Genomic DNA, 22757 nt, shown 5'->3' with positions numbered 1-22757 from the left:
GCGGCCGTCCACCATCGCCTACCCTGGTCCGGTGAATTCCCTGGCCCGCCGCATCCAGGCCCTGCCGCCCTCCTGCGGGCCCGTGCGCCTGGTCGCCGTCGACGGCCCGGCCGGCTCGGGCAAGACCACCTTCGCCGGCCGGCTCGGCGCGGCGCTCGGCTGCCAGGTGATCCACAGCGACGACTTCCCCGTCCACTGGGACGACGGCCCCGGCGCCTGGTTCCGCCTGCTGGACGAGCAGGTCCTGCAACCGCTGCGGCACGGCCGCCCGGCCGGTTTCCGCCGCTACGACTGGGTGCGCGAGCGCTACGCCGACCATGTCGCCGTGCCGGCCGCGCCCGTGCTGGTCGTCGAGGGCGTCGGCACCGCCCGCCGGTCGGCCGCCCGCCTGCTGGCCTTCACCGTCTGGGTGGAGGCCCCCGAGGCCGTGCGGCTGCGGCGCGTCCTCGACCGCGACGGCCCCGAGCTCGAACCCCGGTGGCGGCAGTGGTTCGCCGCCGAACGGGCCTGGTTCGCCGCCGACCGCACCCGCGAGCGCGCCGATCTCGTCGTCGAGACGTGAACCGGGTCGCCCTCCCGCCCGACTGAGCAGGGTGACGGAAGGACGACATGACAGATGAGCTGCTCGTCGTACGCGCCCAGCTGGGCGAGCGCGCGGCGATCGCCGAACTCGTACGCCGCTGGCACACCCCGGTCTGGACCTACGTCCGGCGCATGCTGGACGCCGAGCGGGCCGACGACGTGGCCCAGGAGATCTGGGCGGCCGTCGTGCGCGGCCTGCCCCGGCTGCGCGCCCGGACGGTTCACGCCCTGGCTGTTCACCATCGCCCGCCGGGCGGTCACCGACCGCCTGCGCGAGGAGTACGCGAGGACGGAGAGCGCGGCCGAGCCGGAACCGGTGACCGAGGACCCCGCCGAGGCCGTCGTCGACCGCGCCGGCCTGCTCGCCGCCCTGTCCGCCCTGCCCCCTGCCGAGCGGGAGATCCTCGTCCTGCACTACCTGGAGGACCTGCCGGTCGAGGTGTGCGCCCAGATCTGCGGCATCCCCGCCGGAACCGTCAAGTCCAGGCTCAGCCGCGCCCGCCGCCTCCTGCGCGACCACCTGAAGGAGATCGACCATGACCGATGAGCCGCGCCTGACCGCCGACGAGATCATCGAGCGCCTCGAACCGTCGCTGTCGCCGTGGCGGCGCGTGCGCGCGCTGACCGCCCTGCTCGCCGGGGCCGCCGGGACGGTCTTCGTCTGCGCCCTGTGGTGGACCGAGCCCGGCCCGCTGCCCGGCCGCACCCACCTGGCCTTCGCCGCTCTCGCCGTGTTCTGCCTGGCCTGGGCCTGCTACGGCGGCTGGCTGAGCACGCGCAGGACGCCGCTGTTCGCCCGCGACCGGGTGATCGCCGGCTGGATCGCCCTGGCGGCCGCCCTGCTCACCACCGCGCTCGTCGCCGCCGTGGCCGCCGGCGCGCTGGCGCTCGGGCTCGCGTTCGTGGCGGTGAGCGCCGTGCTGACCGGGCAGGCCCACGCGCGGCGGGCGCGGCTGCTGCGGCTCAAGCGGGATCTAGGTGGGTGACGTCGTTGAACGCCACCACCTCGAACCCCGCGCCCGCGGCCCGCCAGACCGACACCGACGCGTTGAGCACCGGCGCGAACCGCAGGACGTCGGCCAGGTCGGCGTCGTCCCGCCCGGCCATGACGTGCCGCAGGCCCAGCACCACCGAGTCGTGGGCGACGATCAGCACCCGCCGCCCGTCCGCCGCCGCGCGCAGCCCGTGCAGGAAGTCCTTCAGCCGGACCACCACGTCGGCCAGCGACTCGCCGCCGGGCGGGCGGTAGGCGTAAGGGCCCTCGGCGCGCATCCGCCGCACCTCGCCGGGGAACCGCTCGCCGATGGCGGCCAGGTTGAACCGGGCGAACTCGCCCGACTCCTGGTCTCTGAGCCGCTCGTCCACGGTCACCGGCAGCGCGCCGGCGCCCCAGGTCTCGTGCGCGGTCCTCCAGGTGTCGAGGGCCCGCAGGTAGGGGGAGCACCACACCTCCTCGGGCGCCTCGCCGGCGGGCAGGGCGGCCAGCATCCGGCCGAGCGCCCGCGCCTGGAGCAGGCCGAGGTCGGTCAGCGTCACCTCGTGGTCGCCCCGCTCGTAGACCAGTGGCCGGTCGCCGGCCTGCGCGTGCGCCAGGTTCGCCTGGCTCTCCCCGTGGCGTACGGCGACGATCCGCGAAGGTCCCATGCCCGCCATCCTCGCATCCGGACGCCGCACCTCGCCGAAGCCGCCGGAGCGGGCCGTCGTAGGGTGATCCTCATGACTGAAGTCGCATTGCTCGGGACCGGGCTCATGGGCGCGCCCATGGCCCGCAACCTGCTCAGGGCCGGCCTGCCGGTCAGGGTGTGGAACCGCACGCGGGACAAGGCCGAGCCGCTTGCGGCCGACGGCGCCGTCGTCGCCGGCTCCCCCGCCGAGGCGGTCGAGGGCGCCGACGTGATCGTCACGATGCTCAGCGACGGCGACGCCGTGCACGACGCGATGACCGCCGCCGCGCCCGGACTGCGTCCCGGCCAGGTGTGGGCGCAGATGAGCACGGTCGGCGTGGCGGCGGTCGACCGCCTGGCCGCCCTGGCCGCCGAGCACGGCCTGACCTTCGCCGACGCGCCCGTCCAGGGCACCAGGCAGCCGGCCGAACAGGGCACGCTGCTCATCCTGGCGGCCGCCCCCGAGCCGGCCAGGCAGGCGCTCGCCCCGGTGTTCGACGCCGTCGGCTCGCGCACCCTGTGGCTCGGCGAGGACGGCGCCGAGGGCGCCGGCACCAGGCTCAAGATGGCCGCCGTCAGCTACGCCATCTCGATGACCGGCATCGTGGCCGAGGCCCTGGCCCTGGCCAAGGGGCTCGGTCTCGACCCCGGCCTGGTGCGCGAGGTGATCAGCGGCGGCCCGCTGGACAACGTCTACTTCCAGGCCAAGTCCAAGGCCATCCTGGAGGGCGACCTGGAGCCGTCCTTCACCGTGCACAACGCCGAGAAGGACACCCGGCTGATCACCGAGGCGGGCGGGGCGGCCGGGGTGCGGCTGGACATGGTGGCGGCGGCCGGCGAGCGGCTGCGCCGCGCCGAGGCGCAGGGGCACGGCGACCAGGACATGGTGGCCACCTACTTCGCCAGCTTCGACAAGGAGTAGCCCCTGCCGGTTCCCTACAGTTCGTCCACCTCCGCGTACGTCCTGCCGCCGGACAGCCTCGGGTAACCGGGGCCGCGGTCGAAGAAACGGTCCGCGGGCGGGCGGAGGCGGGCGCGGAGCTCGGCGGTGCCGCGTTCGTCGATGCGGTCGCCGTCCAGGACCACGCCGTAGTCGCCCAGGGCGCCGGCGATCGAGACCTTGCCGTCGCGGACGTCGGCCGCCACCGCCCTCGGGTCGCGGTCGTAGGGGGAGCCCCAGCCGCCGCCGCCCGTGGTGCGGATGCGGATCAGGTCGCCGGCCTGGACGGGGTGGTCGTCCACCAGGCCGTCCATCTCCTTGCCGGCGATCTCCACCCGGAACGGGCGCCCGGCCAGGCCGCCGTTGACGCCCCAGCACGACAGGATCGACCGGTCGGCGATCGACATGTACGACGCGTCCCGGAGCATCCTGATGTGCTTGTCGTAGCCCAGGCCGCCGCGGAACATGCCGGGGCCGCCCGAGTCGCAGGCCAGCCCCAGCCGCTCCACCCGGAACGGCCAGCGCGCCTCGGCGAACTCGACCGGGATGTTGCGCGAGTCGGGGACGATGTGGATGGTGTCCTCGCCGTCGGCGTACCAGCGGCCGCCCGAGCCGCCGCCCAGGACCTCGCGCATCAGGTACGGCGTGCCGTCCGCGTCGCTACCGTAGACGCCGGTGTAGCGGATGGTCTCCTGGTCGGCGGGCATGCGTCCGCCGGTGGCCTTGGCCAGCACGCCGGCCAGCACGCCGAGCAGGCGCAGGATGACGAACGTGCGGGCGTTGGTGGGCGCCGGGAAGACCGGGGTGAGCAGCGTGCCCTTCTCCGGGAAGACCATCCTGATCAGCGGCACGACGCCCTCGTTGACGTCGAGCTCGGCCATGCGCTCGGGCGTGTCGGCGAGGTTGCGCAGCACCGGCGCGAGCCACTTCTTCAGGAAGACGCCGTCGGCGTAGTCGCCCGCGTGGTTGATCGGGCCCTTGGCCTGGGGTGAGGTGCCGGTGAAGTCGATGGTGAGCGGCGCGTCGGCGGCGTGGTCGACGGTGAGCGTGATGCGCTGGGCGTGCAGGCGGGGCTCGTCGACGCCGTCGTGCTCGGCGTAGTCCTCCCAGACGTACGTGCCCTCGGGGATCTTGGCGAGCAGTTCCCTGCGGAAGGTCTCGGTGGTCTTGGAGACGATCGCGTCGAAGCACTCCTCGACGGCCTGCCTGCCGTACCGGTCGAACAGCTCGCCGAGGCGGCGGGCGCCCATGAGGCAGGCCGAGCACTCGGCGTCGAGGTCGCCGGCCAGGGAGTCGGGCATGCGGGAGTTGCGGGTCATGATGCGCAGCGCGGTCTCGTTCGGCACGCCCTGGTCCCACAGCTTGATCGGCGGGATCATCAGGCCCTCCTCGTACACCGAGCGGGCGTGCGAGGGCATCGAGCCGGGCACCGCGCCGCCGATGTCGTCGTGGTGGCCGAACGCCTGCACGAACGCCACCACGCCCCCGTCGTGGAAGACCGGCACGGTGACGCACAGGTCGGGCAGGTGGCCGATGCCGCCCTCGGACAGGTAGACGTCGTTGTGGAAGTAGACGTCGCCGGGCTTCATCGTCTCGATCGGGAAGTCGCGCACGATCGGCTGGACGAGCGCGCTGTAGGAGCGGCCGGTGAGCTTGCGCAGCCGGGCGTCGTGGATGCCGGCGCGGAAGTCGTGCGCGTCGCGGATCATCGGAGAGCGGGCCGTGCGGGCGATGGCCGTCTCGACCTCCCGCTCGACGGAGGCCAGCGTGCCCTCGACGATCTCCACCAGGATCGGATCAATCACGTCGGATCTCCACATTTCCGTATTCGTCCACCTTTGCGGTGAAGCCCGGATGCACGGGGATCGTCGACCCGTACTCCTCGATGACCGCCGGGCCCTGGACGGTGGCGCCCGGCCCGAGGGCGGCCCGCTGGTGGATCGGGGTGTCGCGGGTCTCCTCGAAGTGCACAGGACGGACCGACGTGGCCCCCTCCCCCGCCTTGTCGAGCCGCCGGATCGCCGGACGGGTGATCGGACCGATGCCCGAGACGCGCAGGTTGACCCATTCGACGCCGTGGCGGGGGTCGTCGCGGTAGGCGTAGCCGTACAGCTTCTCGTGGGCGTCGTGGAAGGCGTCGATCACCGTGCGCTTCCAGTCGTCGTCGAGCGGGCCCGCCGGGGCGGTGACGCGCACCTCGAACGCCTGCCCGTAGTAGCGCAGGTCGGCGCTGCGGACGTGGACCGGGTCGTCGAAGCCCTCGCGGTCGAGCGCCTCGGCGGCCTGGCCCTCCAGCTCCTGGAAGATCTGCGCGGCGGTCTTCAGCGCGAGGTCGCGGGTGACGTACGTGCGCACGTAGTCGTTCTTGACGTCGACGGTGAGCAGGCCGAACGCCGAGACGTTGCCCGGGTCGCGCGGCACGACGACGGCGGGCAGGCCCAGGATGTCGATCAGGCGGCAGGCCAGCAGCGGCCCCGACCCGCCGAACGTCACCAGCGGGAAGTCCCGTACGTCGAGGCCGCGCTTGACGGTGAGCTGCCGGATCGCGTTGCTCTGGTTGAACGCGCTGATCTCCAGGATGCCGGTCGCGGTGCGCTCGGGGGTGAGCCCGAGCTTGTCGGCCAGCGCCTCGACGCCGTGGCGGGCGGCGTCGGCGTCGAGCGGGATCTCACCGCCCAGCAGGTGGGGCGGGATGCGGCCGAGGAACACGTGCGCGTCGGTGACCGTGACCTCCGAGCCGCCCCTGCCGTAGCACAGGGGCCCCGGATCGGCGCCGGCGGAGCGGGGGCCGACCTTCAGCGTGCCCTCGGGCGAGATCCAGGCCACCGAGCCGCCGCCCGCGCCGACCGTGACGATGTCGATCATCGGGATCTTGCACGGGTACCGGCCGACCGTGCCCTCGGTGGTCAGGGACGGCTCGCCGTCGATCACCACGGCCACGTCGGTCGAGGTGCCGCCGCCGTCGAGGGTGATCACGGACGGGTGCCCCGCGGTGGAGGCGATGAGCGCCGCGCCGAGCGCGCCCGCCGCCGGGCCCGACAGCACGGTGGTGATCGGCTGGTTGACGACCTCGCGCGCCGACAACACGCCGCCGTTGGACTTCATCACCGAGAACGGCATGCCGAGCCGGTTGGACAGGCCGGCGATGTAGCCGCGCATGGCGGGCTTGACCGCGGCGTCCACCAGGGTGGTGATCGAGCGCTCGTACTCGCGGTACTCGCGCAGCACGTCGCTGGAGAGCGAGATCACCGCCTCCGGGTGCTCGCGCCAGAGGATCTCGCGCATGCGGCGCTCGTGCTCGGGGTTGGCGTAGGAGTGCAGGAAGCACACGCCGACCGCGGTGATGCCCTTCGACCTGAACCAGCGCGCCGCCTCGACGGCCTGCTCCTCGGAGAACGGCCGCACCTCGTTGCCGAGGTGGTCGAGCCGGCCGCCGACCGTCCTGACGAGGTGCACGGGGACGATCCGCGGCGGTTTCACCCAGAAGTAGGAGTTGCCGTAGCCGTCCGGCACACTCTGCCTGGCGATCTCCAGGATGAACTCGAAGCCCTCGGTGGTGATGAACCCGAGGTTGCCGATGCGGTCTTCGAGCAGCTGGTTCGTCGCGACGGTGGTGCCGTGGACGATGGAGGCGACGTCGAGCTCGCCCAGCTTCCCGATGCCCGCGACGAACCCGTCGGCCGGGTTCGCGGGCGTCGAGGGGGTCTTGGTGGTGACGATCTCACCGGTCTGCTCGTCCACCGCCACGACGTCGGTGAACGTGCCCCCGGTGTCCACTCCGATTCGGACGCTACGCATGGCTCCTCAGTTTCGGCGACGGCCGAGAACTTCGTCGATGACCCGGGGCGCGTTCTGGGTGCCGACGTAGGCCGCCAGGCGCACCACCAGCTCTTGGGATTTTGCCAGTTCGGCCTCGACTCTGGCCTTCCCCGACTGGCCCGCCTGCACGCCGAAGTAGGCGCCCATGATCGTGCCCACCACCCCGGCCACGCCCGCGAACAGCGCGGCGAACTCCTTGGTGGCGAACACCGCGGCGCCGAAGGCGATCAGGATCGCGACGATGCCCGCCACGACGACCAGGAAGCCGTACCGCCATCGGGTGGCGTCGGCCTGGGCGGCCGTCACGTCGTCCTGTGTCAGCATCGCGTCGAGCGTCGGTGGATTGTCGGTGACCACAGTTCCTCCTGATAGTCCAGGGGAGAAATGTCCCACGAGGTCATGGAACAAGCCAAGCCGCTAAGCTGGCCTCCTGTGACCGAACTGTCTGCCTTGTCAGCCGTGCCATCCGGAGCCCGGGACGCCGTGCTGAAGTTCTACTTCGGCCCCATGGACTGCGGGAAGTCCACTCTGGCGCTCCAGATGAACTACAACCACGGCCGCCAGGGGCGGCGGGGACTCGTCCTGACCAAGCACGACCGCTCCGGCGGCCCGAAGGTCACCAGCCGGATCGGGCTGGGCCTGGAGGCGATCGAGGTGGAGGACTCCCTCGACCTGGTCGGCCTGGTCACCTCGCACGAGCGCATCGACTACCTGATCTGCGACGAGGCCTGCTTCTACACGGTCGAGCAGATCGAGCAGCTCGCCGACCTGGTGGACGAGCACGGCATCGACGTCTACGCCTTCGGGCTGGCCTCCGACTTCAGATCGGTCATGTTCCCCGGCGCGCAGCGGCTGTTCGAGCTGGCCGACGAGGTGTGCCGGCTGCAGGTCGAGGTGTTGTGCTGGTGCGGACGCCCCGGGCAGCTCAACGCGCGCGTGGTGGGCGGGGTGCTGGCGCGGACGGGCGAGCAGGTCGTGATCGGCGACACCGACGCCTCGCCGGTGCGCTACCAGGTGCTGTGCCGCCGCCACCACCGCTCCGGCCAGCTCGGCGAGGGCGGCGCCCCGGCCTGACCCGCCAGGCTGCGACCTGAGCCGGGTGGCTCACACCAGCCGGTCGAGGGCGTCGTGGAACAGGCGTCGGTCGTGCTCCGGCAGGGCGGACAGGAAGGCGCGCTCGGCCTCCTCCACGGCCGGCACCGCGAGGCGCACGGTCTCGCGGCCGCGCTCGGTCAGCTCGACCGCGTTCTTGCGGCGGTCGCCCGGATGCGGCCGCCGCGCCACCAGCTGCTTGCCCTCCAGCGCGTCGACCATGGCGACCATCGTCGTGCGGTCGATGCCGAGCCGCTGGGCCGCCTCCTGCTGCGACAGCGGCTCGGGGGCGTCGATCACCGACAGCACCCCGAGCTCCCGCCCGTCGATCCCGTAGGGCGCGAGCGCCGGGCCGGTGAACTCGGCCAGGCGCAGCGCGGCATGCTTGAGCAGGTAACCAAGGCGGCGGCTCGACACCTTCCGATTGTCGCACCGCCGCGGGCGGGACCGTTCAGACCGCGCAGTAGCCGTCGTCGTCGCAACCGTCGGCCGGCGGGGCGAGCTGGGTGATCGGCGTCTGGCCGGTACGCTCGGCGACCTCGTCGATCGCCGCGGCGAAGGCGTCCTCCGGCTGCGCGCCCGACACCGCGAACTTGCCCTCGAACAGGAACAGCGGCACTCCGCTGACGCCCAGCGCGCCGGCCCTGGCGAGCTGCTCGCGCACCTGCTCGGCGCCCTGGCCGGTGTCCTGGACGCCGACCTCGCCGGCCAGGCGGCTCAGCACGCCGGGGTCGCCGACGTTCGCGCCCTCGCCGAAGTACGCGCGGAACAGCCGCTCGGCCATCTCCTCGCCGAGCCCCTGGGCGGTGGCGGCGTCGATGAGCCGGTGGGCCTCGAAAGTGTTGGTGTTGACGGCCCGCTCGTAGTCCATCTCCAGGCCCTCTTCGACGGCGACGGCCCTGACCCGCTCGGTCATCTGCCGCGCGCCCGGCCCGAACTTGCGCTCAAGGGCCGGGATCAGCGGCTCACCCTCGACGGGGGCGTCGGGATTGAGCTGGAACGGGCGCATGGTCACCTCGATCGTGCCGCCCTTGGCACGGAAACGCTCGGCGGCGCGGGCGAACCTGACGTGCCCGATGTAACACCAGGGGCACACGACATCGGAGAAAATCTCGACTTTCACACCGGCGACAACCACGCGGCCCACGCGACGATTCCGCCGGCCGCGGGTCAGCCGGCGGCCAGCTCCTCCAGCCGGTAGGGCAGGTAGGCCGAGTCGTCCACCAGGGCGGACGCGCCGCGCCACCAGCCGAACCACTCGCCGCTGCGCCACATCCAGTCGACCCGCTCGATGGCGGCCACCACGTCGCCGACCGTGCCCCAGCGCTCGCCCAGCTCCTCGCGGGTGACGCCGTGGCGGACGGCCCAGGCCCGCAGCACGCCCGCGGCGGCGGCCGGAATCTCGCGGGCGTACGGGTCGGGCTTCTCGCCGGGCAGCCGGTGGGGCCCGAGCCCGGCGGCCACTCCCCAGCTCCACTGGGCCTCGGCGGGCCTGGAGTAACGCAGCGACTGGAAGTCGAGGTTGGACCCCAGCGCGTCGTCGGGACGGCGGGCGACGACCGCGTCGAGCCGGCCGCCCGCGTCGAAGTGCACCACCAGCCGCTGGCCCGGCCCGACCCCCGGCGGCAGCTCGAAGCGGTCCTCGGCCTGCCAGGAGTTGAGGTCGACCTCGGCGACGGGCCGGCCCCAGATCTGGTCGGCGGCGTCGTCGGCGATCCAGGCGGCCAGCATCTCCAGCGCGGTCAGGTCGGTCCACGGCTCGATCGCGAGGGCCGTGCGCAGCACGTCGTCGGGCGGCGGCAGCTTGCCGCCCCTGGGCCGCGTCCACCAGCCGGCGCCCAGCTCGCGGGTGCCGACGAGGAGCGCGGCGATGGCGGCCAGTTCGGCCGATCGGCGGGTGAGCGACGCGCCGAGCGCGAGCCCGAGCACGCGGTCGGTCCGCTGGTCGCCGAACACCGGCCGCACCTCGGCGACCAGGGACTCGGCGGTGGGGCGCTCCTCCCCCAGCAGGTCGCGTACGATGCGCCTGGCTTCGTTCCGTGCGTCTTCAGCGTGTGCCTGCCGCATACCGCCACGCTACGCCTGGAGATCCTTTTCCGCGAGGGTCGTCGTGGCGCGTCCCTCAGCCGCGCCGGCCACTCGTGTCGCGGCCGAGCAGCCGGCCCACGGCGACGCCGGCGAGCGCGGCGGCCGCGCCCATGCCGAAGGCGGCCAGCAGCGCCCACGGGCGGGTCTCGGCGTGCCGCGCGGGCGGCCGTTCGTAGACCGCCGGGGCGGCCTGGGCAGCCTGGGCGGCCTCCGGGGCGGCCGGGGTCGCCGGAGCCGGAGCCGGGGGCGGGGCGCTGAGGTGGCCCTCGACGGCGGAGAAGAACTCGCCCGCCGTGCGTTTGGCGACCGAGCCCAGCATGCGCTGACCGACGCCGCCGATCATCCCGCCGATCACCGCGTCGGCGTCGTAGTCCACCCGGGTGCCGCCGTCGATCTCGCTCAGCCGTACCAGGACGGTGGCCTCGACCGTGCCCGGCGCGCCCTGGCCGCGCGCCCGCAGCGTGAAGCTCTCGGGCGCGCACGGCTCGGCCAGCGCGACCTCCCCCTGGTAGACGCCCTTGATGGACGCCACGCCCGCGTTGACCGTCATCCTGTAGGTGTCCGGTCCGGTCTCCTCCAGGCGCTCGCAGCCCGGGATGGTGCGCACGAGCACCGCCGGGTCCTGGAGCGCGGCCCACACTCGATCTCGCTGTACGCCGATCACGGCGCTGCCCGCCACCTTCATGCGGCCACTCTAGGCACCGGCGACCGGCTGGTTAAGGGCAAGACCTGCCAGTCGGGCGACGCGTCGTGCGGATCATCGTGGGGATCAGGGCTGGCAAGATGGTGCTCCATGTGCTGGGGGCGTGGAACGGTCAGGGGCGGGGCCGGGCGTGGCGGGCTGGGGCCGGCCGTGCTCGCCGGGGTTCTGGTGGCGCTGGCCGCCGGGTGTGCCACCGGCGGCACCGATGGCGACACCGGCGGGGTCGTGGCCGGGCCGTCGGCGAAGCCGTCCGCGACCGGAGGGACCACGTCCCGGCCCACGCCGCAGGGCTCGCCGGGGGCGCTGCCGCGGGCCGGCGAGGTGGGTCCGATCAAGGGGGAGAACGGCCTGCCCCCGGTGATCAGCTCGATCCCCACCAGGCGCAAGGTCGTCTTCCTGACCATCGACGACGGCTGGGAGCAGGACCCCGGCTTCGTCAAGCTGGTACGCGACCGGCGCGTGCCCATCACCGCCTTCGCCATGCGCGACGCGGTCGAGGCCAAGGGCAGCCCCGACCCGGCGGGCGGCCCCGGCCGCTACGTGGGCGCCGGCAAGTGGGGCTACTTCCGGCAGCTCCGCGACGTCCACGTGCCCGTCGAGAACCACACCCTGACCCATCCCGACCTGCGCCGCCTGCCCCTCGACGGGCAGCGCCGCGAGATCTGCGGCGCGGCGCAGGTGGTCGGCAAGGAGATCGGGACCCGGCCGGCGTTGTTCCGGCCGCCGTTCGGCAGCTACAACACCGACACGCTGCGGGCCGCCCGGCGGTGCGGGGTGAAGGCCGTGCTGCTGTGGACGGCCACCGTCCAGCCGGGCGGCAAGATCGCCTATCAGGTGCCCGACAAACGCCTGCGTCCGGGCGACATCCTGCTGCTGCACTTCCGGCCCAACCTGGCGGCCGACTTCCGGGTGCTGATCGACAAGATCAAGCGGCGCGGCTTCGAGCTGGGCAATCTGCAGGCCTACCTCGACGCCTCAGGCGAGGTCCGCCGGGCGGGGTAGTGCGCAATCCGCCCGGCGGGTGACGCGCCGGGACGTACCCGTACGGGATCCTCGAAAAGTAGGCAGAACCGGGGGATGTGACCAACGTCGCATCGCGTTGCTCTACGGCCTGTAGTACTACTACAGGTAGAAGTACTACAGCTTGTAGAGCTATGAGCGGGTGGGGATTGATGGACGCGCTTGACCTGGCACGGTGGCAGTTCGGGGTCACCACCGTGTACCACTTCTTGTTCGTGCCCCTGACCATCGGTCTGGGCGTCTTCGTCGCGGGCCTGCAGACGGCCTGGCACCGCACGGGCAAGGAGCACTACCTCAAGCTCACGAAGTTCTTCGGGAAGCTGTTCCTGATCAACTTCGCCATGGGTGTGGTGACCGGCATCGTGCAGGAATTCCAGTTCGGCATGAACTGGAGTGAGTACTCCACGTTCGTCGGTGACGTCTTCGGCGCGCCGCTGGCCATGGAGGCGCTGCTGGCCTTCTTCATGGAGTCCACGTTCCTCGGCCTGTGGATCTTCGGCTGGGACCGGCTGCCGAAGAAGGCACACCTGGCCAGCATCTGGGCCGCCGCCATCGGCTCCAACCTGTCGGCCTACTTCATCCTCGCGGCCAACGCCTGGATGAAGCACCCGGTCGGCTACGAGGTCGTGGACGGCAAGGCCAGGATGACCGACCTGTGGGCCGTGCTGACCAACTCCACGGCGGTCGCGCAGGTGCCGCACGTCGTCGGGGCCGCGTTCATCGTGGCGGGCGGGTTCGTGCTGGCGGTGAGCGGCTACTGGCTGCTGCGGACGCGCGCGCCGATGTGGCGCAGCGCCGCCCGTGGCGCGCTGGTCATGACGGCGATCGCGGGGGCGGTCGTCGCGGGCACCGGCGACATGTCGGCCAAGCTCATGTACGAGCAGCAGCCCATGAAGCTGGCCGCGGCCGAGGGCCTGGAACGCGACACCGCGGGCGCGGCCTTCTCCCTGGCGCCCGGCATCGAGATCCCCAAGGTGCTCAGCTTCCTGGCCACCAACGACTTCGGCGCCACCGTCCAGGGCACCGAGGACCTGCAGAAGCGCTTCGAGCAGCAGTTCGGCCCCGGCGACTACCGGCCCGACCCGACGATCGTGTTCTGGTCGTTCCGCGTGATGATCGTGTTCGGCATGGCCACCGCGGGGCTCGCGCTGCTCGGCCTCTGGCTGACCCGGCGCAGGCGCGAGGTGCCGTCCTGGCTGGCGCGGGCGCTGCTGCTCGCGCTGCCGCTGCCGTTCGCGGCGGTGATCGCGGGCTGGCTGCTGAGCGAGATCGGCCGGCAGCCCTGGACGGTCGCCGGCGAGCTGCTGACCGCCTCAAGCGTCTCGCCCGGCGTGACCCTGGCCGAGGTCGCCATCTCGCTGACCGTCTTCACACTCCTGTACGGCGGCCTGGCCGTGGCCGAGGTCGTCCTGCTGGCCAGGCACGTGCGCAAGGGCGTCGAGGAGCGGCAGCCCGCTCCCGAGGCGCAGCCGCTCGAACCGTCGCTGATGTACTAGAGGGACCAGACCATGATCAACCTGTGGTTCGTCATCATCGCCTTCCTCTGGACCGGGTACTTCGTCCTGGAAGGCTTCGACTTCGGCGTCGGCCTGCTGGCGCCGCTGCTGAGCAGGAACGCCGCCGAGCAGCGCCAGAGCCTGCAGACCATCGGCCCCGTCTGGGACGGCAACGAGGTGTGGCTGATCACGGCGGTCGGCGCCATGTTCGCCGCCTTCCCCGCCTGGTACTCCGGCCTGTTCAGCGCGTTCTACCTGCCCGTCACGCTCATCCTGGTCGGCCTGATCGTGCGCGGCGTCGGGCTGGAATGGCGCGGCAAGGTCGCCAACCCGATCTGGTGCGACCTCGGCATCCTGGTCGGCAGCGGCCTCCCGGCGTTCCTGTGGGGCGCGATCTTCGCCGACGTGCTGTTCGACAGCGGCCCGGCGGCCCTGCTCGGCGGCGCGTTCACGCTGACGCTCTGCGTGCTGCACGGCGCGGTCTTCCTCGCGCTGCGCACCACCGGCCCGGTGCGCCGCCGGGCCAGGACCGCCGCCATGGCCGCGGCGGCGGTGGCCATCCCGGTGGCCGTGCTGGCCCTGTCCAACCTGGGCTCGCTGCCCGCGCTGGCCGCCATGGCCGCGCTGGCCGCCGCGGCGGCGCTGATCTGGCGGCGCAGGGAGGGCTGGGCGTTCGGCGCGACCGCCGCGGGCATCGTGCTGGCCACGCTGGCGGTCTTCATGGAGCTGCGCCTCGCGCCGCTGCCCGGGCTGACCCTGGCGGCGGCCGCCTCGGGGCCGTACACGCTGACGATGCTGAGCTGGATCGGGCTGATCACGCTGCCGTTCGTGCTGGTCTACCAGGGCTGGACGTACTGGGTGTTCCGCAAGCGGGTCATGCTCGCGGCGGCGTAGGGCGTCTCAGCCGACCGTGCGCATCTGGTTCGTGCGGTGGTCCTTCAGGTGCAGGTCGCCGCCGAGCCGCTCCTTCAGCAGCTCCAGCACCTTGCGGCTGGACAGCACCGTCCACAGGTTGCCGACCAGGTGCGGGTTGTACTCGGGGGCGGCGTCCATCCAGGCGTCCTTGCCGGACTGGCTGGCGAACGTCGTGACGAAGAACTGGCCGTCGGCGGTCCGGCAGTAGCCCGTACGGATCTCGGCGGCGTCGACCTGCATGCGGGGCTTGCAGCCGACCCTGGCGGCGAGCTGCTCGACCGTCTGGGGCGCCGCCGCCCGCGCGGCGTTCTGGCCGGCCGCCGCCGGGCCGCCGGAGCCGCCGCCGGCGGAGCAGGCGGCGGCCAGCCCGGCCAGCAGCGCGAGGACGGCCAGACGTGGAAGTGTCGTCATGTGCGGAGATACGCACGGCCGCCCGCGCCGGTTCAGCACCGGTTGAGTGCCGGTTGAGCGCCGGTCGAGTGCCGCTTCAGCGCAGGACGACGCAGCCCCGGGCGCGCAGCAGATCGAGCACCGGCGGGTCGTCGTAGAGCTTGTTCCAGCGCAGGTCGAGCTTGCGCAGGCCGGTCAGCTCGGCGACCGCGGCGGGCAGCTCGCGCAGCCGGTTGTTGCGCAGGTCGAGATGGGTGAGGCCGGACGGCAGCGCGGGCAGCTCGCTCAGGTGGTTGTCGCGCAGGTCGAGCACGCGCAGCTCGGTCAGCGCCGCGAGGGCGGCGGGCAGCCGGGTCAGCCGGTTGCCCTGCAGGTGCAGCTCGCGCAGCCGGCCGAGCCCGCCGACGGTCTCGGGCAGCGCCTCCAGCCGGTTGTTGTACAGGCGCAGCTCCACCAGCGACGCCATCGACCCGAGCGCGTCCGGGAGCCCGGTCAGCCGGTTGTCGGTGAGGTTGAGGTAGGCCAGCCGGTCGAGCCGGCCGAGCGCGGCCGGGACGTCGGTGAAGCCGTTGTCGCTCAGGTAGAGGTAGTCGGTGAGCGGCAGGTCGCCGACCTCGGGCGGGATCGAGGCGAGCCGGTTGTGGCCGAGGTCGAGCATGCGCAGCCGGGTCAGGCCGCCGATGTCGGCGGGGATCTCGGTGAGGGCGTTCTCGGCGAGGTTGAGTGATTCCAGCACGGTCAGCTTCCACAGCCCGGCGGGCACGGACGTCAGCCGGTTGCCGCCGAGCGCGAGCTGGCGCAGGCGCGGTGCGAGGTCGCCGGGCAGGCGCTCGATCCGGTTGCCGTAGAGAAAGAGGGTCTCCAGGCCGGGCGGGCAGTCGGGGACCTCGCTCAGCTCGTTGCCGTCGAGGTGCAGGGCGCGCAGCGCGGTCAGGCCGGACAGGCCGGGCAGCTCGCGCAGCCGGTTGCCGTCGAGCCGCAGCTCCTCCAGCGCGGCCAGCCCGGCCACCTGGGCGGGCACGTGCGTGATCTCGTTCCAGGCCAGGTCGATCGTGCGCACGTCGTCGGGCAGGTCGGGGAAGCGGGTCAGGCCGGCGCCGGGAGCGAGCATGGCGCCGATCATCGCATACGCAGCTCGAACAGGTCCGACGGCGAGATGGGCATGCGGTCGATCTCGATGCCCTCGGCGTCCTCGATCGCCGAGGCGATGACCGCCGACACCGGGATCACGCCGGCCTCGCCCGCGCCCTTGATGCCGAGCGGGTTGAGCGGCGAGGGCGTCTCCAGGTGGGCGGTCTCGATCGGCGGGATCTCGGTGGCGTACGGCATGAGGAAGTCCATGAACGAGGCGTTGACGAGCTGGCCGTGGACGTCGTACTCCATGCGCTCGTACAGGGCGCCGCCGATGCCCTGGGCCACTCCCCCGTGGATCTGGCCCTCCACGATCATCGGGTTGATCAGCCGGCCGCAGTCGTGCACGACGGCGTACCTGACGACCCTGATCTCGGCGGTGTCGGGGTCGGTCTCGACGATCGCCGCGTGCATGCCGGAGGCGAACGTGGACCTGATCGGCGAGTAGAACTCGCGCCCCTCCAGGCCCGGCTCGTCGCCCTCGGCCACCGGCGGGCGGGCCGGGTCGGCCGCGCCGGAGAACTGGGTCGCCCTGGCCGTCTCCTCGTCGAAGGCGTACCGCAGCGGGTTGGCCAGCACCGCCACCGTCGAGAGCGGGATCGCGGCGGTCGGCGCGCCCACGACGTGCACCATGCCGTCGTCGATCTCCAGGTCGGCCGGGTCGGCCTCCAGGGCGTCGGCCGCGATGCGCAGCGCCTTCTGCTTGACCTTCCGGCAGGCCAGGGCGATGGCGTTGCCACTGACGACGGCGGCGCGGGAGGCGAAGGTGCCCACCGCGTACCCGAACCTGCGGGTGTCGCCGGTGACCACGCTGACGCGGTCGATGGGCACGCCCAGCTCGGCGGCGGCGATCTGGGCGAAGGCGGTCTCGTGACCCTGCCCCTGGGAGGTCAGGCCGGTCGAGACGTGCACCCGGCCGTCGGAGGTGATCTGCACGTGCCCGCCCTCGTACGGGCCGACGCCCGTGCCCTCGACGTAGCAGCCGATGCCGATCCCCCGGCCGGGACGCCGCTCGAAGGAGTCCCAGCCGATCAGCTCCTTGAGCATGCGGAGCATCTCCGGGTAGTTCCCGCTGTCGTAGATGAGCGGGCGGCCGTCCTGGAAGGTCATCCCCTGGTCGTAGGGGAACTCCTCGGGCCGGATGAAGTTGGCCGCGCGCACCTGCGTGCGGTCCTTGCCCAGGTAGCGGGCGATCTTGTCCATGGTCCGCTCCATGCAGAACACGCCCTGCGGCCGACCGGCCCCCCGGTACGGCGTGACCTGCACGGTGTTGGTGTAGACCGCGGTGAACTCGACCCGGTAGGCCCCCGGCTTGTACGGCCCCAGCAACTGCGTGGAGGTGACGATGGGCACGATGATCCCGTACGGCGTGTAGGCGCCGTGGTCGTGCAGGATCGTCACGTCCAGGCCCAGGACGCGGCCGTCGTCGTCGAAGCCGACGCGTACGTGGTGGATCTGGGCGCGTTCGTGCGCGGAGGAGATGAAGTGTTCCCTGCGGTCCTCGGTCCACTTGATCTCACGGCCGAGCGTCATCGCGGCCCACGGCACCAGGATCTCCTCCGGCCACGGGTGCACGATCTTGACGCCGAAGCCGCCGCCGACGTCCGGGGCGATCACCTCGACCTGCGGCAGCGGAAGCCCGAGCGCGGCGGCGACGGCCATGCGCACGCTGGTGGAGGTCTGGGTGCTGGAGTGGACGCGCAGGTCGCGGCCGTCCCAGCGGGCGTGCACGCCGCGGCCCTCCAGCGGCATGCTGGCGCTGCGCTCGATGTCGAGCCGGAAGGCCAGCGTGTGCGGCGCGCCCTCGACGGCCTCGCGCGCGCCCCTGCCGTCGGCCCCCGGCACCTCCTGGACGAGGTGCGCCCCCACGTTCCCCGGCACGTCCTCGTGCACGAGCTGGGCGCCCTGCACCGCCTCGGCCAGGCCGACGACCGGCTTGAGCGGCTCGTAGGCGACCTCGATGAGCGCGCAGGCGTCCTCGGCGGCGTACCGGTCGGCGGCCACGACCATGACCACGGGCTCGCCGACGTGCCGGACGACCTCCCTGGCCAGCGGGTACGCCGTGCGCCCGTGGGTGAGCGCCGGGTGCGGGATCAGCAGCGGCAGCGGCCGGCCCACCCGCTCGGGCAGGTCCTCCCAGGTGTAGATCGCGACCAGGCCGGGCACGTCGAGCGCGGCGGACACGTCGATGTCGCCGACGCGGGCGTGGGCGTGGGGTGACCGGACGAACGCGGCGGCGAGCGCGTCGCGGCCCAGGTCGTCGAGGAAGCGGCCCTGGCCGGTGAGCAGCCGCGGGTCCTCCCGCCGCTGCACCGGCTCGCCGAACATCCTGGTCGTCATGACTCCCCCAGCAAGCTCATGACTCCTCCGCCAGCAGTTCGGCGGCGCGGTGGACGGCCTTGACGATGTTCTGGTAGCCGGTGCACCGGCACAGGTTGCCGGACACGCCTTCGAGCACCTCCTCGTGCGTGGGGGCCGGGTTGTCGGCCAGCAGGGCGGTCACCGTGCACAGGAAGCCCGGGGTGCAGAAGCCGCACTGCAGGCCGTGGCACTCGGCGAAGGCCCGCTGCACCGGGGAGAGCCCGTCCGGGCCGGCCAGGCCCTCGACGGTGGTGATCTCGTGCCCGTCCACGGTGACCGCGAAGGTCAGGCACGACCGGACCGGCTCGCCGTCGAGCAGCACCGTGCAGCAGCCGCAGACGCCGTGCTCGCAGCCGACGTGCGTGCCGGTCAGGCCGAGGTCGTGGCGCAGGCAGTCGGACAGCAGGCGGCGTCCGGGGACGGTGACCCGCCGGGCCGTGCCGTTCACGGTCAGCGTGATCTCATGTTCCACCGGTCGCCGTCCCCTCCCGTGCCGCCTCGCGCAGCGCCCGTTCGGCCAGCACGCCCACCAGGTGCCGGCGGTAGTCGGCGGTGGCGTGGATGTCCCCTTCGGGGTCGGTCCCCTCCCGCACGGCCCGCGCGACGGCCGGCCAGTCGACGCTCGCGGCCGGCCGGTGGCCGCACTCGCCGGTCACGTCCATCAGGACGGGCACCGGGCCCACGCCGACGCAGGCGACCCTGGCCGCGGCGACGCGCAGGTCGTCGTCGAACGTGACCACGGCGCAGACGCCGGCCAGGGCGTAGTCGCCGTGCCGCCGGGACACCTCCTCGAACGCCGTCCCGGCGCGCCCGCCGAGCGCCGGGAAGTAGGCAGACACGGCCAGCTCGTCCGGCCGGACACCGGACTCCATGGGCCCGACGAAGAACTCGCGCGCCGGCACGTCCCGCTCGGCGACGCCGGCGGCGGTCCAGCGGGCCAGCCGCACCGAGCCGCCCAGGACGGCCAGCACCGCCGGCAGCTCGGCGGCGGGATCGGCGTGCACCAGGCTCCCGACGACCGTGCCCCGGTTGCGGATCACGGGGTGGGCGACCAGCCGCAGCGCCTTCGTCAGCAGCGGGTGCGCGCCGGACCGGGCCACCCGCGAGTGCCGGGCCAGCGCGCCCACCCGTACGCCGTCGCCGCCCGCCTCCACGGTGTCCAGGGCGGTCAGGCGGTTGATGTCGACGATGTGCTCGGGCGCGGCCAGCCGCATGTTCAGCATGGGGATCAGGCTCTGGCCGCCGGCCAGCACCTTGCCGTCCACCTCGGCGAGCGTCCGCAGCGCCGCGCCGAGGTCGCGGGGGGCGTGGTGGGTGAACGGCGGCGGCTTCACCCGGCCTCGCCCCCGGCCGGTTTCGGGACCGGTCCCGGTGAGCGCCCGGCTATGACGCGCAGCAGGTGGTAGCCGCCCACCACCACGACGGTGCCGAGCGCGATGCCCTCCAGGGAGAAGTCTCCGCCGATCATGTGCGTCACCGGTCCGATCGCCAGGATGATGCCCGCGCCGATCGGGACCATGTTCACCGGGTCGGCGAAATCCACCCGGTTCTCGATCCAGATCTTGGCGCCGAGTAGTCCGATCATGCCGTACAGGATGACGGTGACGCCGCCGAGCACGCCGCCCGGCGTGGCGGCGACCAGCGCCCCGAACTTCGGGCACAGGCCGAACAGGATCGCGATCAGGCCGGCGATGTAGTAGGCGGCCGTGGAGTAGACCTTGGTGGCCGCCATGACGCCGATGTTCTCGGCGTAGGTGGTGGTGGGCGAGCCGCCGACGGCGCTGGTGACGACGGTGGCGGCGCCGTCGGCGATGATCGCCCGGCCGATGTAGGGATCGACGTCGGTGCCGGTCATCTCGCCCACGGCCTTGACGTGGCCGACGTTCTCGGCGATGAGCGCGATCACCGCGGGCAGCACAAGCAGCACGGCGGAGAACCGGAAGTCGGGGGCGTGGAAGTCCGGCAGCCCGAACCAGTCGGCTTTGGCGACGGCGTCGAAGCTGACCCGGTCGTGCGGGAAGGCCGTGGCCACGCAGTACGTGCCCTCGGCCGGGCAGGCGGCGCCGGCGGCGTCGCGCAGGTTCTGGCCGGGCAGCACGGAGGTGACCGGCCCGGCCGCCCGGTCCAGCACCCAGGACAGCGCGAACCCGGTGACCAGCCCGATGAGCACCCCGACGCGCCCGGCGAACCCCTTGAACGCCACGATCACCACGAACGTCACCAGCATCGTGACCAGCGCCACCCACTGGTCCTGCCCCCAGTAGACGTCCGCGACCACGTACGCCAGCCCGAACCCGATGAGCATCACCACCGCGCCGGTGACGACGGGCGGGAAGACCCGGTGGATGATCTGCACGCCGAGCACGTGCACGGCCAGCCCCGCCAGCGCCAGCACGAGCCCGGCGACCAGGATCGAGCCGGTCACGACGGCGTCGGCGATGCTCTGGTCGGCGCCGACGGCGGCCCTGACGGCGAACACGCCGCCGACGAACGAGGCGCTGGTGCCCAGGTAGCTGGGCACCTTGCCCTTCACGATCAGCAGGAACATGATCGTCGCGACGCCGGACATCATCACGGCGACGTTCGGGTCGAGCCCCATCACCAGCGGGAACACGAACGTGGCGCCGAACATCGCGATCACGTGCTGGGCGCCGAAGCCGACCATGCGCGGCCAGCTCAGCCGCTCGTCGGGCCTGACCACCTCGCCGGGCGCCAGATGCCTGCCGTCACCGTGTCTGGTCCATCCGAAAACCATCTGCGCCCTCTCTTCCGGGCCGGCGACCGTGCCTCTGCGGGCACATTAGGACCGCTGGGATGCGGCTACACGGGCATGATCTGCCAAATATCCCGCGGTCACCAGAGCGAACCTCCGTACGGGGAAGTCGCCGGCCGGTCAGAGAGGGGGTTATCGGCCTGTTTCGGGCACCGGTTCGCGGCGCGTGGCGCGCAGCAGGTGGTAGCCGACGAGCAGCACGATCGTGCCGAGCGCGATGCCGCTGAGGGAGAACGTGCTGGTGATCGGGAACGCGACCGGCCCGATGGCGATGATGATGCCGGCGCCCACCGGGACGAGGTTGACCGGGTCGGACAGGTTCACCTTGTTCTCGATCCAGATGCGGGCGCCGAGCAGGCCGATCATGCCGTACAGGATGGTCGTGACGCCGCCGAGCACGCCGTCGGGGGTCGCGGCCACGAGCGCGCCGAACTTGGGGCACAGGCCGAACAGGATCGCGATGACCGCGGCGATGTAGTAGGCGGCCGTGGAGTAGACCTTGGTGGCCGCCATGACGCCGATGTTCTCGGCGTACGTGGTGGTGGCCGGGCCGCCGACCGAGGTGGCGACCACGGTGCCGACGCCGTCGGCCATGATGGCGCGGCCCATGTAGCCGTCGACGTCCGCGCCGGTCATCTCGCCGACGGCCTTGACGTGGCCGACGTTCTCGGCGATGAGCGCGATCACGACCGGCAGCACCAGCACGATCGCCGACACCTCGAACACCGGCCCGTGCAGCGAGGGCAGGCCTATCCAGTCGGCGTCGGCGACGCCCTGGAGGTTGACGCGGAAGTGCTCGGTCACCTTGCCGGTGGCGTCGGGCGCCAGGATCTTGCCGCCCACCACGTCCCAGACCCACGACAGCACGAACCCGAAGACCAGGCCGAGCAGCACGCCGATGCGGCCGAGGAAGCCCTTGAGTACGCCGATGAACACGAACGTGGCCGCCATGGTGAGCAGCGCCACCCACGGGTCCTTGGGCCAGTAGACGTCGGCCGCGACGTAGGCCATGCCGAAGCCGATCAGCATCACCACGCCGCCGGTGACGATCGGCGGGAAGACGCGGTGGATGATCCGCACGCCGAGCAGGTGGATGGCCAGCCCGCAGCCGGCCAGCACGACGCCGACGGCCAGCAGCGCGCCGGTGACGGTCGCGTCGCCGCCCCCGGCCGCCCTGATCGCCACCACGGCTCCCACGAAGGACGCGCTCGACCCGACGTAGCTGGGGATCCTGCCCTTGACGATGAGCAGGAACAGGATCGTCGCGACGCCGGACATCATCACGGCCAGGTTCGCGTCGAGCCCCATGACCAGCGGGAACACGAACGTCGCGCCGAACATGGCGATGACGTGCTGGGCGCCGATGCCGACCATCCGGGGCCAGGAGAGCCGCTCGTCAGGCTTGACGACTTCTCCCGGCGTCAGATGTTTCCCGTCGCCGTGCAGCTTCCACCCGAACACCGCGAACCCACCTCAATCTTCCGCCTGACCAGCGGCGACGTCTTCCGAAGTATGTCGGAGAGCACAATAAGGGGTGTCGCGACCATCCGGATACGGCGGGCCGTTATTGCACGTGGATCGTGAACCCGTCGCCGCTCACCACCTGGCCGGCACGGATCTTCGCCGTCTTCCGCAGCTCGACCTCGCCGTCGACCTGGACCAGGCCCTCGGCGATGAGGTGTTTGGCCATGCCGCCGGTCTCGGTGACCCCGCAGTACTTCAGCAGGTCGCACAGCGGGATGTACTCGGAACGCAGTTCGAAATCCAGATCCACGAGCCCCAA

At 72.4% G+C, this 22757-nt stretch carries 24 protein-coding genes and 1 pseudogene; 9 read left to right on the top strand and 16 right to left on the bottom strand.

All coding sequences use genetic code 11. From position 1 onward, the window contains the following. The first annotated feature begins 31 nt into the window (after positions 1-31). From AB0J76_RS18585 to AB0J76_RS18570, 4 genes and pseudogenes are all read left to right on the top strand, one after another. The gene (locus AB0J76_RS18585) at positions 32-562 is read left to right on the top strand and encodes an AAA family ATPase (protein ID WP_352322413.1); all 531 of its coding nucleotides are present in this window, start codon (positions 32-34) and stop codon (positions 560-562) included. Between the two features lie 47 nt (positions 563-609). After that, positions 610-738, top strand: a pseudogene (locus AB0J76_RS18580) (RNA polymerase subunit sigma-24); the annotation flags it as partial. Between the two features lie 76 nt (positions 739-814). Continuing rightward, positions 815-1129 carry a sigma-70 family RNA polymerase sigma factor gene (locus tag AB0J76_RS18575; RefSeq protein WP_352322423.1) on the top strand — a complete coding sequence of 105 codons (315 nt, stop codon included), beginning with the start codon at positions 815-817 and terminating at the stop codon, positions 1127-1129. Further along, positions 1119-1568, top strand: coding sequence for a hypothetical protein (locus AB0J76_RS18570; RefSeq protein ID WP_352322411.1), 450 nt, complete (start codon positions 1119-1121; stop codon positions 1566-1568). The genes AB0J76_RS18575 and AB0J76_RS18570 overlap by 11 nt, the downstream gene beginning before the upstream one ends. Here the strand turns inward: AB0J76_RS18570 and AB0J76_RS18565 are convergent. Further along, positions 1546-2226 (bottom strand): histidine phosphatase family protein, encoded by a 681-nt coding sequence (locus AB0J76_RS18565; RefSeq protein WP_352322409.1) that lies wholly within the window; start codon positions 2224-2226, stop codon positions 1546-1548. The genes AB0J76_RS18570 and AB0J76_RS18565 overlap by 23 nt on opposite strands. A 72-nt stretch (positions 2227-2298) precedes the next feature. Between AB0J76_RS18565 and AB0J76_RS18560 the strand changes: the two genes are divergently transcribed. Then, positions 2299-3168: an NAD(P)-dependent oxidoreductase gene (locus AB0J76_RS18560; RefSeq protein ID WP_352322407.1), complete on the top strand. Its 870-nt coding sequence runs from the start codon at positions 2299-2301 to the stop codon at positions 3166-3168. A 14-nt stretch (positions 3169-3182) separates the two neighbouring features. Here AB0J76_RS18560 and AB0J76_RS18555 read toward each other — a convergent pair whose 3' ends face one another. Genes AB0J76_RS18555 through AB0J76_RS18545 form a run of 3 tightly spaced genes read right to left on the bottom strand, consistent with a single transcriptional unit; the run spans position 3183 to position 7329 of the window. Further along, on the bottom strand, positions 3183-4991 hold the full coding sequence (locus AB0J76_RS18555) for a hydantoinase B/oxoprolinase family protein (protein ID WP_352322406.1): 1809 nt from the start codon (positions 4989-4991) through the stop codon (positions 3183-3185). Beyond that, positions 4984-6984 carry a hydantoinase/oxoprolinase family protein gene (locus tag AB0J76_RS18550; RefSeq protein ID WP_352322404.1) on the bottom strand — a complete coding sequence of 667 codons (2001 nt, stop codon included), beginning with the start codon at positions 6982-6984 and terminating at the stop codon, positions 4984-4986. The genes AB0J76_RS18555 and AB0J76_RS18550 overlap by 8 nt, the downstream gene beginning before the upstream one ends. A gap of 6 nt (positions 6985-6990) precedes the next feature. Further along, entirely contained in the window at positions 6991-7329 is a 339-nt protein-coding gene (locus AB0J76_RS18545) for a hypothetical protein (protein WP_352322402.1), read from the bottom strand. Between the two features lie 135 nt (positions 7330-7464). Here AB0J76_RS18545 and AB0J76_RS18540 point away from each other — a divergent pair, with 135 nt between their 5' ends. Next, positions 7465-8079 (top strand): thymidine kinase, encoded by a 615-nt coding sequence (locus AB0J76_RS18540; protein ID WP_352322400.1) that lies wholly within the window; start codon positions 7465-7467, stop codon positions 8077-8079. 30 nt (positions 8080-8109) lie between these two features. On the opposite strand, the gene AB0J76_RS18535 is transcribed toward AB0J76_RS18540, so the two are convergent. From AB0J76_RS18535 to AB0J76_RS18520, 4 genes are read right to left on the bottom strand one after another with little or no spacing between them, the layout of a single operon-like run. Then, positions 8110-8514, bottom strand: coding sequence for a MarR family transcriptional regulator (locus tag AB0J76_RS18535; protein WP_352322398.1), 405 nt, complete (start codon positions 8512-8514; stop codon positions 8110-8112). A 34-nt stretch (positions 8515-8548) separates the two neighbouring features. Then, the gene (locus AB0J76_RS18530; protein WP_352322396.1) at positions 8549-9220 is read right to left on the bottom strand and encodes a DsbA family oxidoreductase; all 672 of its coding nucleotides are present in this window, start codon (positions 9218-9220) and stop codon (positions 8549-8551) included. A 47-nt stretch (positions 9221-9267) separates the two neighbouring features. After that, a complete protein-coding gene (locus tag AB0J76_RS18525; protein ID WP_352322395.1) occupies positions 9268-10164 on the bottom strand; it encodes a hypothetical protein in 897 nt (298 codons plus the stop codon). Between the two features lie 55 nt (positions 10165-10219). Next, on the bottom strand, positions 10220-10870 hold the full coding sequence (locus tag AB0J76_RS18520; RefSeq protein WP_352322393.1) for a carbon monoxide dehydrogenase subunit G: 651 nt from the start codon (positions 10868-10870) through the stop codon (positions 10220-10222). 108 nt (positions 10871-10978) lie between these two features. Here AB0J76_RS18520 and AB0J76_RS18515 point away from each other — a divergent pair, with 108 nt between their 5' ends. The 3 genes from AB0J76_RS18515 (at position 10979) to cydB (ending at position 14298) form a co-directional block, all read left to right on the top strand. After that, a complete protein-coding gene (locus tag AB0J76_RS18515; protein WP_352322391.1) occupies positions 10979-11890 on the top strand; it encodes a polysaccharide deacetylase family protein in 912 nt (303 codons plus the stop codon). A 170-nt stretch (positions 11891-12060) separates the two neighbouring features. After that, a complete protein-coding gene (locus AB0J76_RS18510; protein WP_352322389.1) occupies positions 12061-13404 on the top strand; it encodes a cytochrome ubiquinol oxidase subunit I in 1344 nt (447 codons plus the stop codon). Between the two features lie 12 nt (positions 13405-13416). Further along, on the top strand, positions 13417-14298 hold the full coding sequence (cydB, locus tag AB0J76_RS18505; protein WP_352322388.1) for a cytochrome d ubiquinol oxidase subunit II: 882 nt from the start codon (positions 13417-13419) through the stop codon (positions 14296-14298). A 6-nt stretch (positions 14299-14304) separates the two neighbouring features. On the opposite strand, the gene AB0J76_RS18500 is transcribed toward cydB, so the two are convergent. From AB0J76_RS18500 to AB0J76_RS18465, 8 genes are all read right to left on the bottom strand, one after another. Further along, positions 14305-14730, bottom strand: a complete 426-nt coding sequence (locus AB0J76_RS18500; RefSeq protein WP_352322386.1) for a hypothetical protein — start codon at positions 14728-14730, stop codon at positions 14305-14307. Between the two features lie 76 nt (positions 14731-14806). After that, positions 14807-15820, bottom strand: coding sequence for a leucine-rich repeat domain-containing protein (locus AB0J76_RS18495; RefSeq protein WP_352322384.1), 1014 nt, complete (start codon positions 15818-15820; stop codon positions 14807-14809). A gap of 8 nt (positions 15821-15828) precedes the next feature. Further along, positions 15829-18180, bottom strand: coding sequence for an aerobic carbon-monoxide dehydrogenase large subunit (cutA, locus tag AB0J76_RS18490; protein ID WP_352322382.1), 2352 nt, complete (start codon positions 18178-18180; stop codon positions 15829-15831). A gap of 16 nt (positions 18181-18196) precedes the next feature. Then, entirely contained in the window at positions 18197-18673 is a 477-nt protein-coding gene (locus AB0J76_RS18485; RefSeq protein WP_352322380.1) for a (2Fe-2S)-binding protein, read from the bottom strand. Continuing rightward, entirely contained in the window at positions 18663-19535 is an 873-nt protein-coding gene (locus AB0J76_RS18480) for an FAD binding domain-containing protein (RefSeq protein WP_352322378.1), read from the bottom strand. Before AB0J76_RS18480 ends, AB0J76_RS18485 begins: the two co-directional genes overlap by 11 nt. Further along, entirely contained in the window at positions 19532-20956 is a 1425-nt protein-coding gene (locus AB0J76_RS18475) for a solute carrier family 23 protein (protein ID WP_352322376.1), read from the bottom strand. The genes AB0J76_RS18480 and AB0J76_RS18475 overlap by 4 nt, the downstream gene beginning before the upstream one ends. A 150-nt stretch (positions 20957-21106) precedes the next feature. Beyond that, entirely contained in the window at positions 21107-22435 is a 1329-nt protein-coding gene (locus AB0J76_RS18470) for a solute carrier family 23 protein (RefSeq protein WP_352322374.1), read from the bottom strand. A 103-nt stretch (positions 22436-22538) separates the two neighbouring features. After that, positions 22539-22748, bottom strand: a complete 210-nt coding sequence (locus AB0J76_RS18465; protein WP_352322372.1) for an RNA-binding S4 domain-containing protein — start codon at positions 22746-22748, stop codon at positions 22539-22541. Between the last annotated feature and the right edge of the window lie 9 nt (positions 22749-22757).

Source organism: Nonomuraea sp. NPDC049624 (assembly GCF_040675255.1).
Classification (GTDB): domain Bacteria; phylum Actinomycetota; class Actinomycetes; order Streptosporangiales; family Streptosporangiaceae; genus Nonomuraea.
This window is presented reverse-complemented; position numbering and strand designations above follow the sequence as displayed.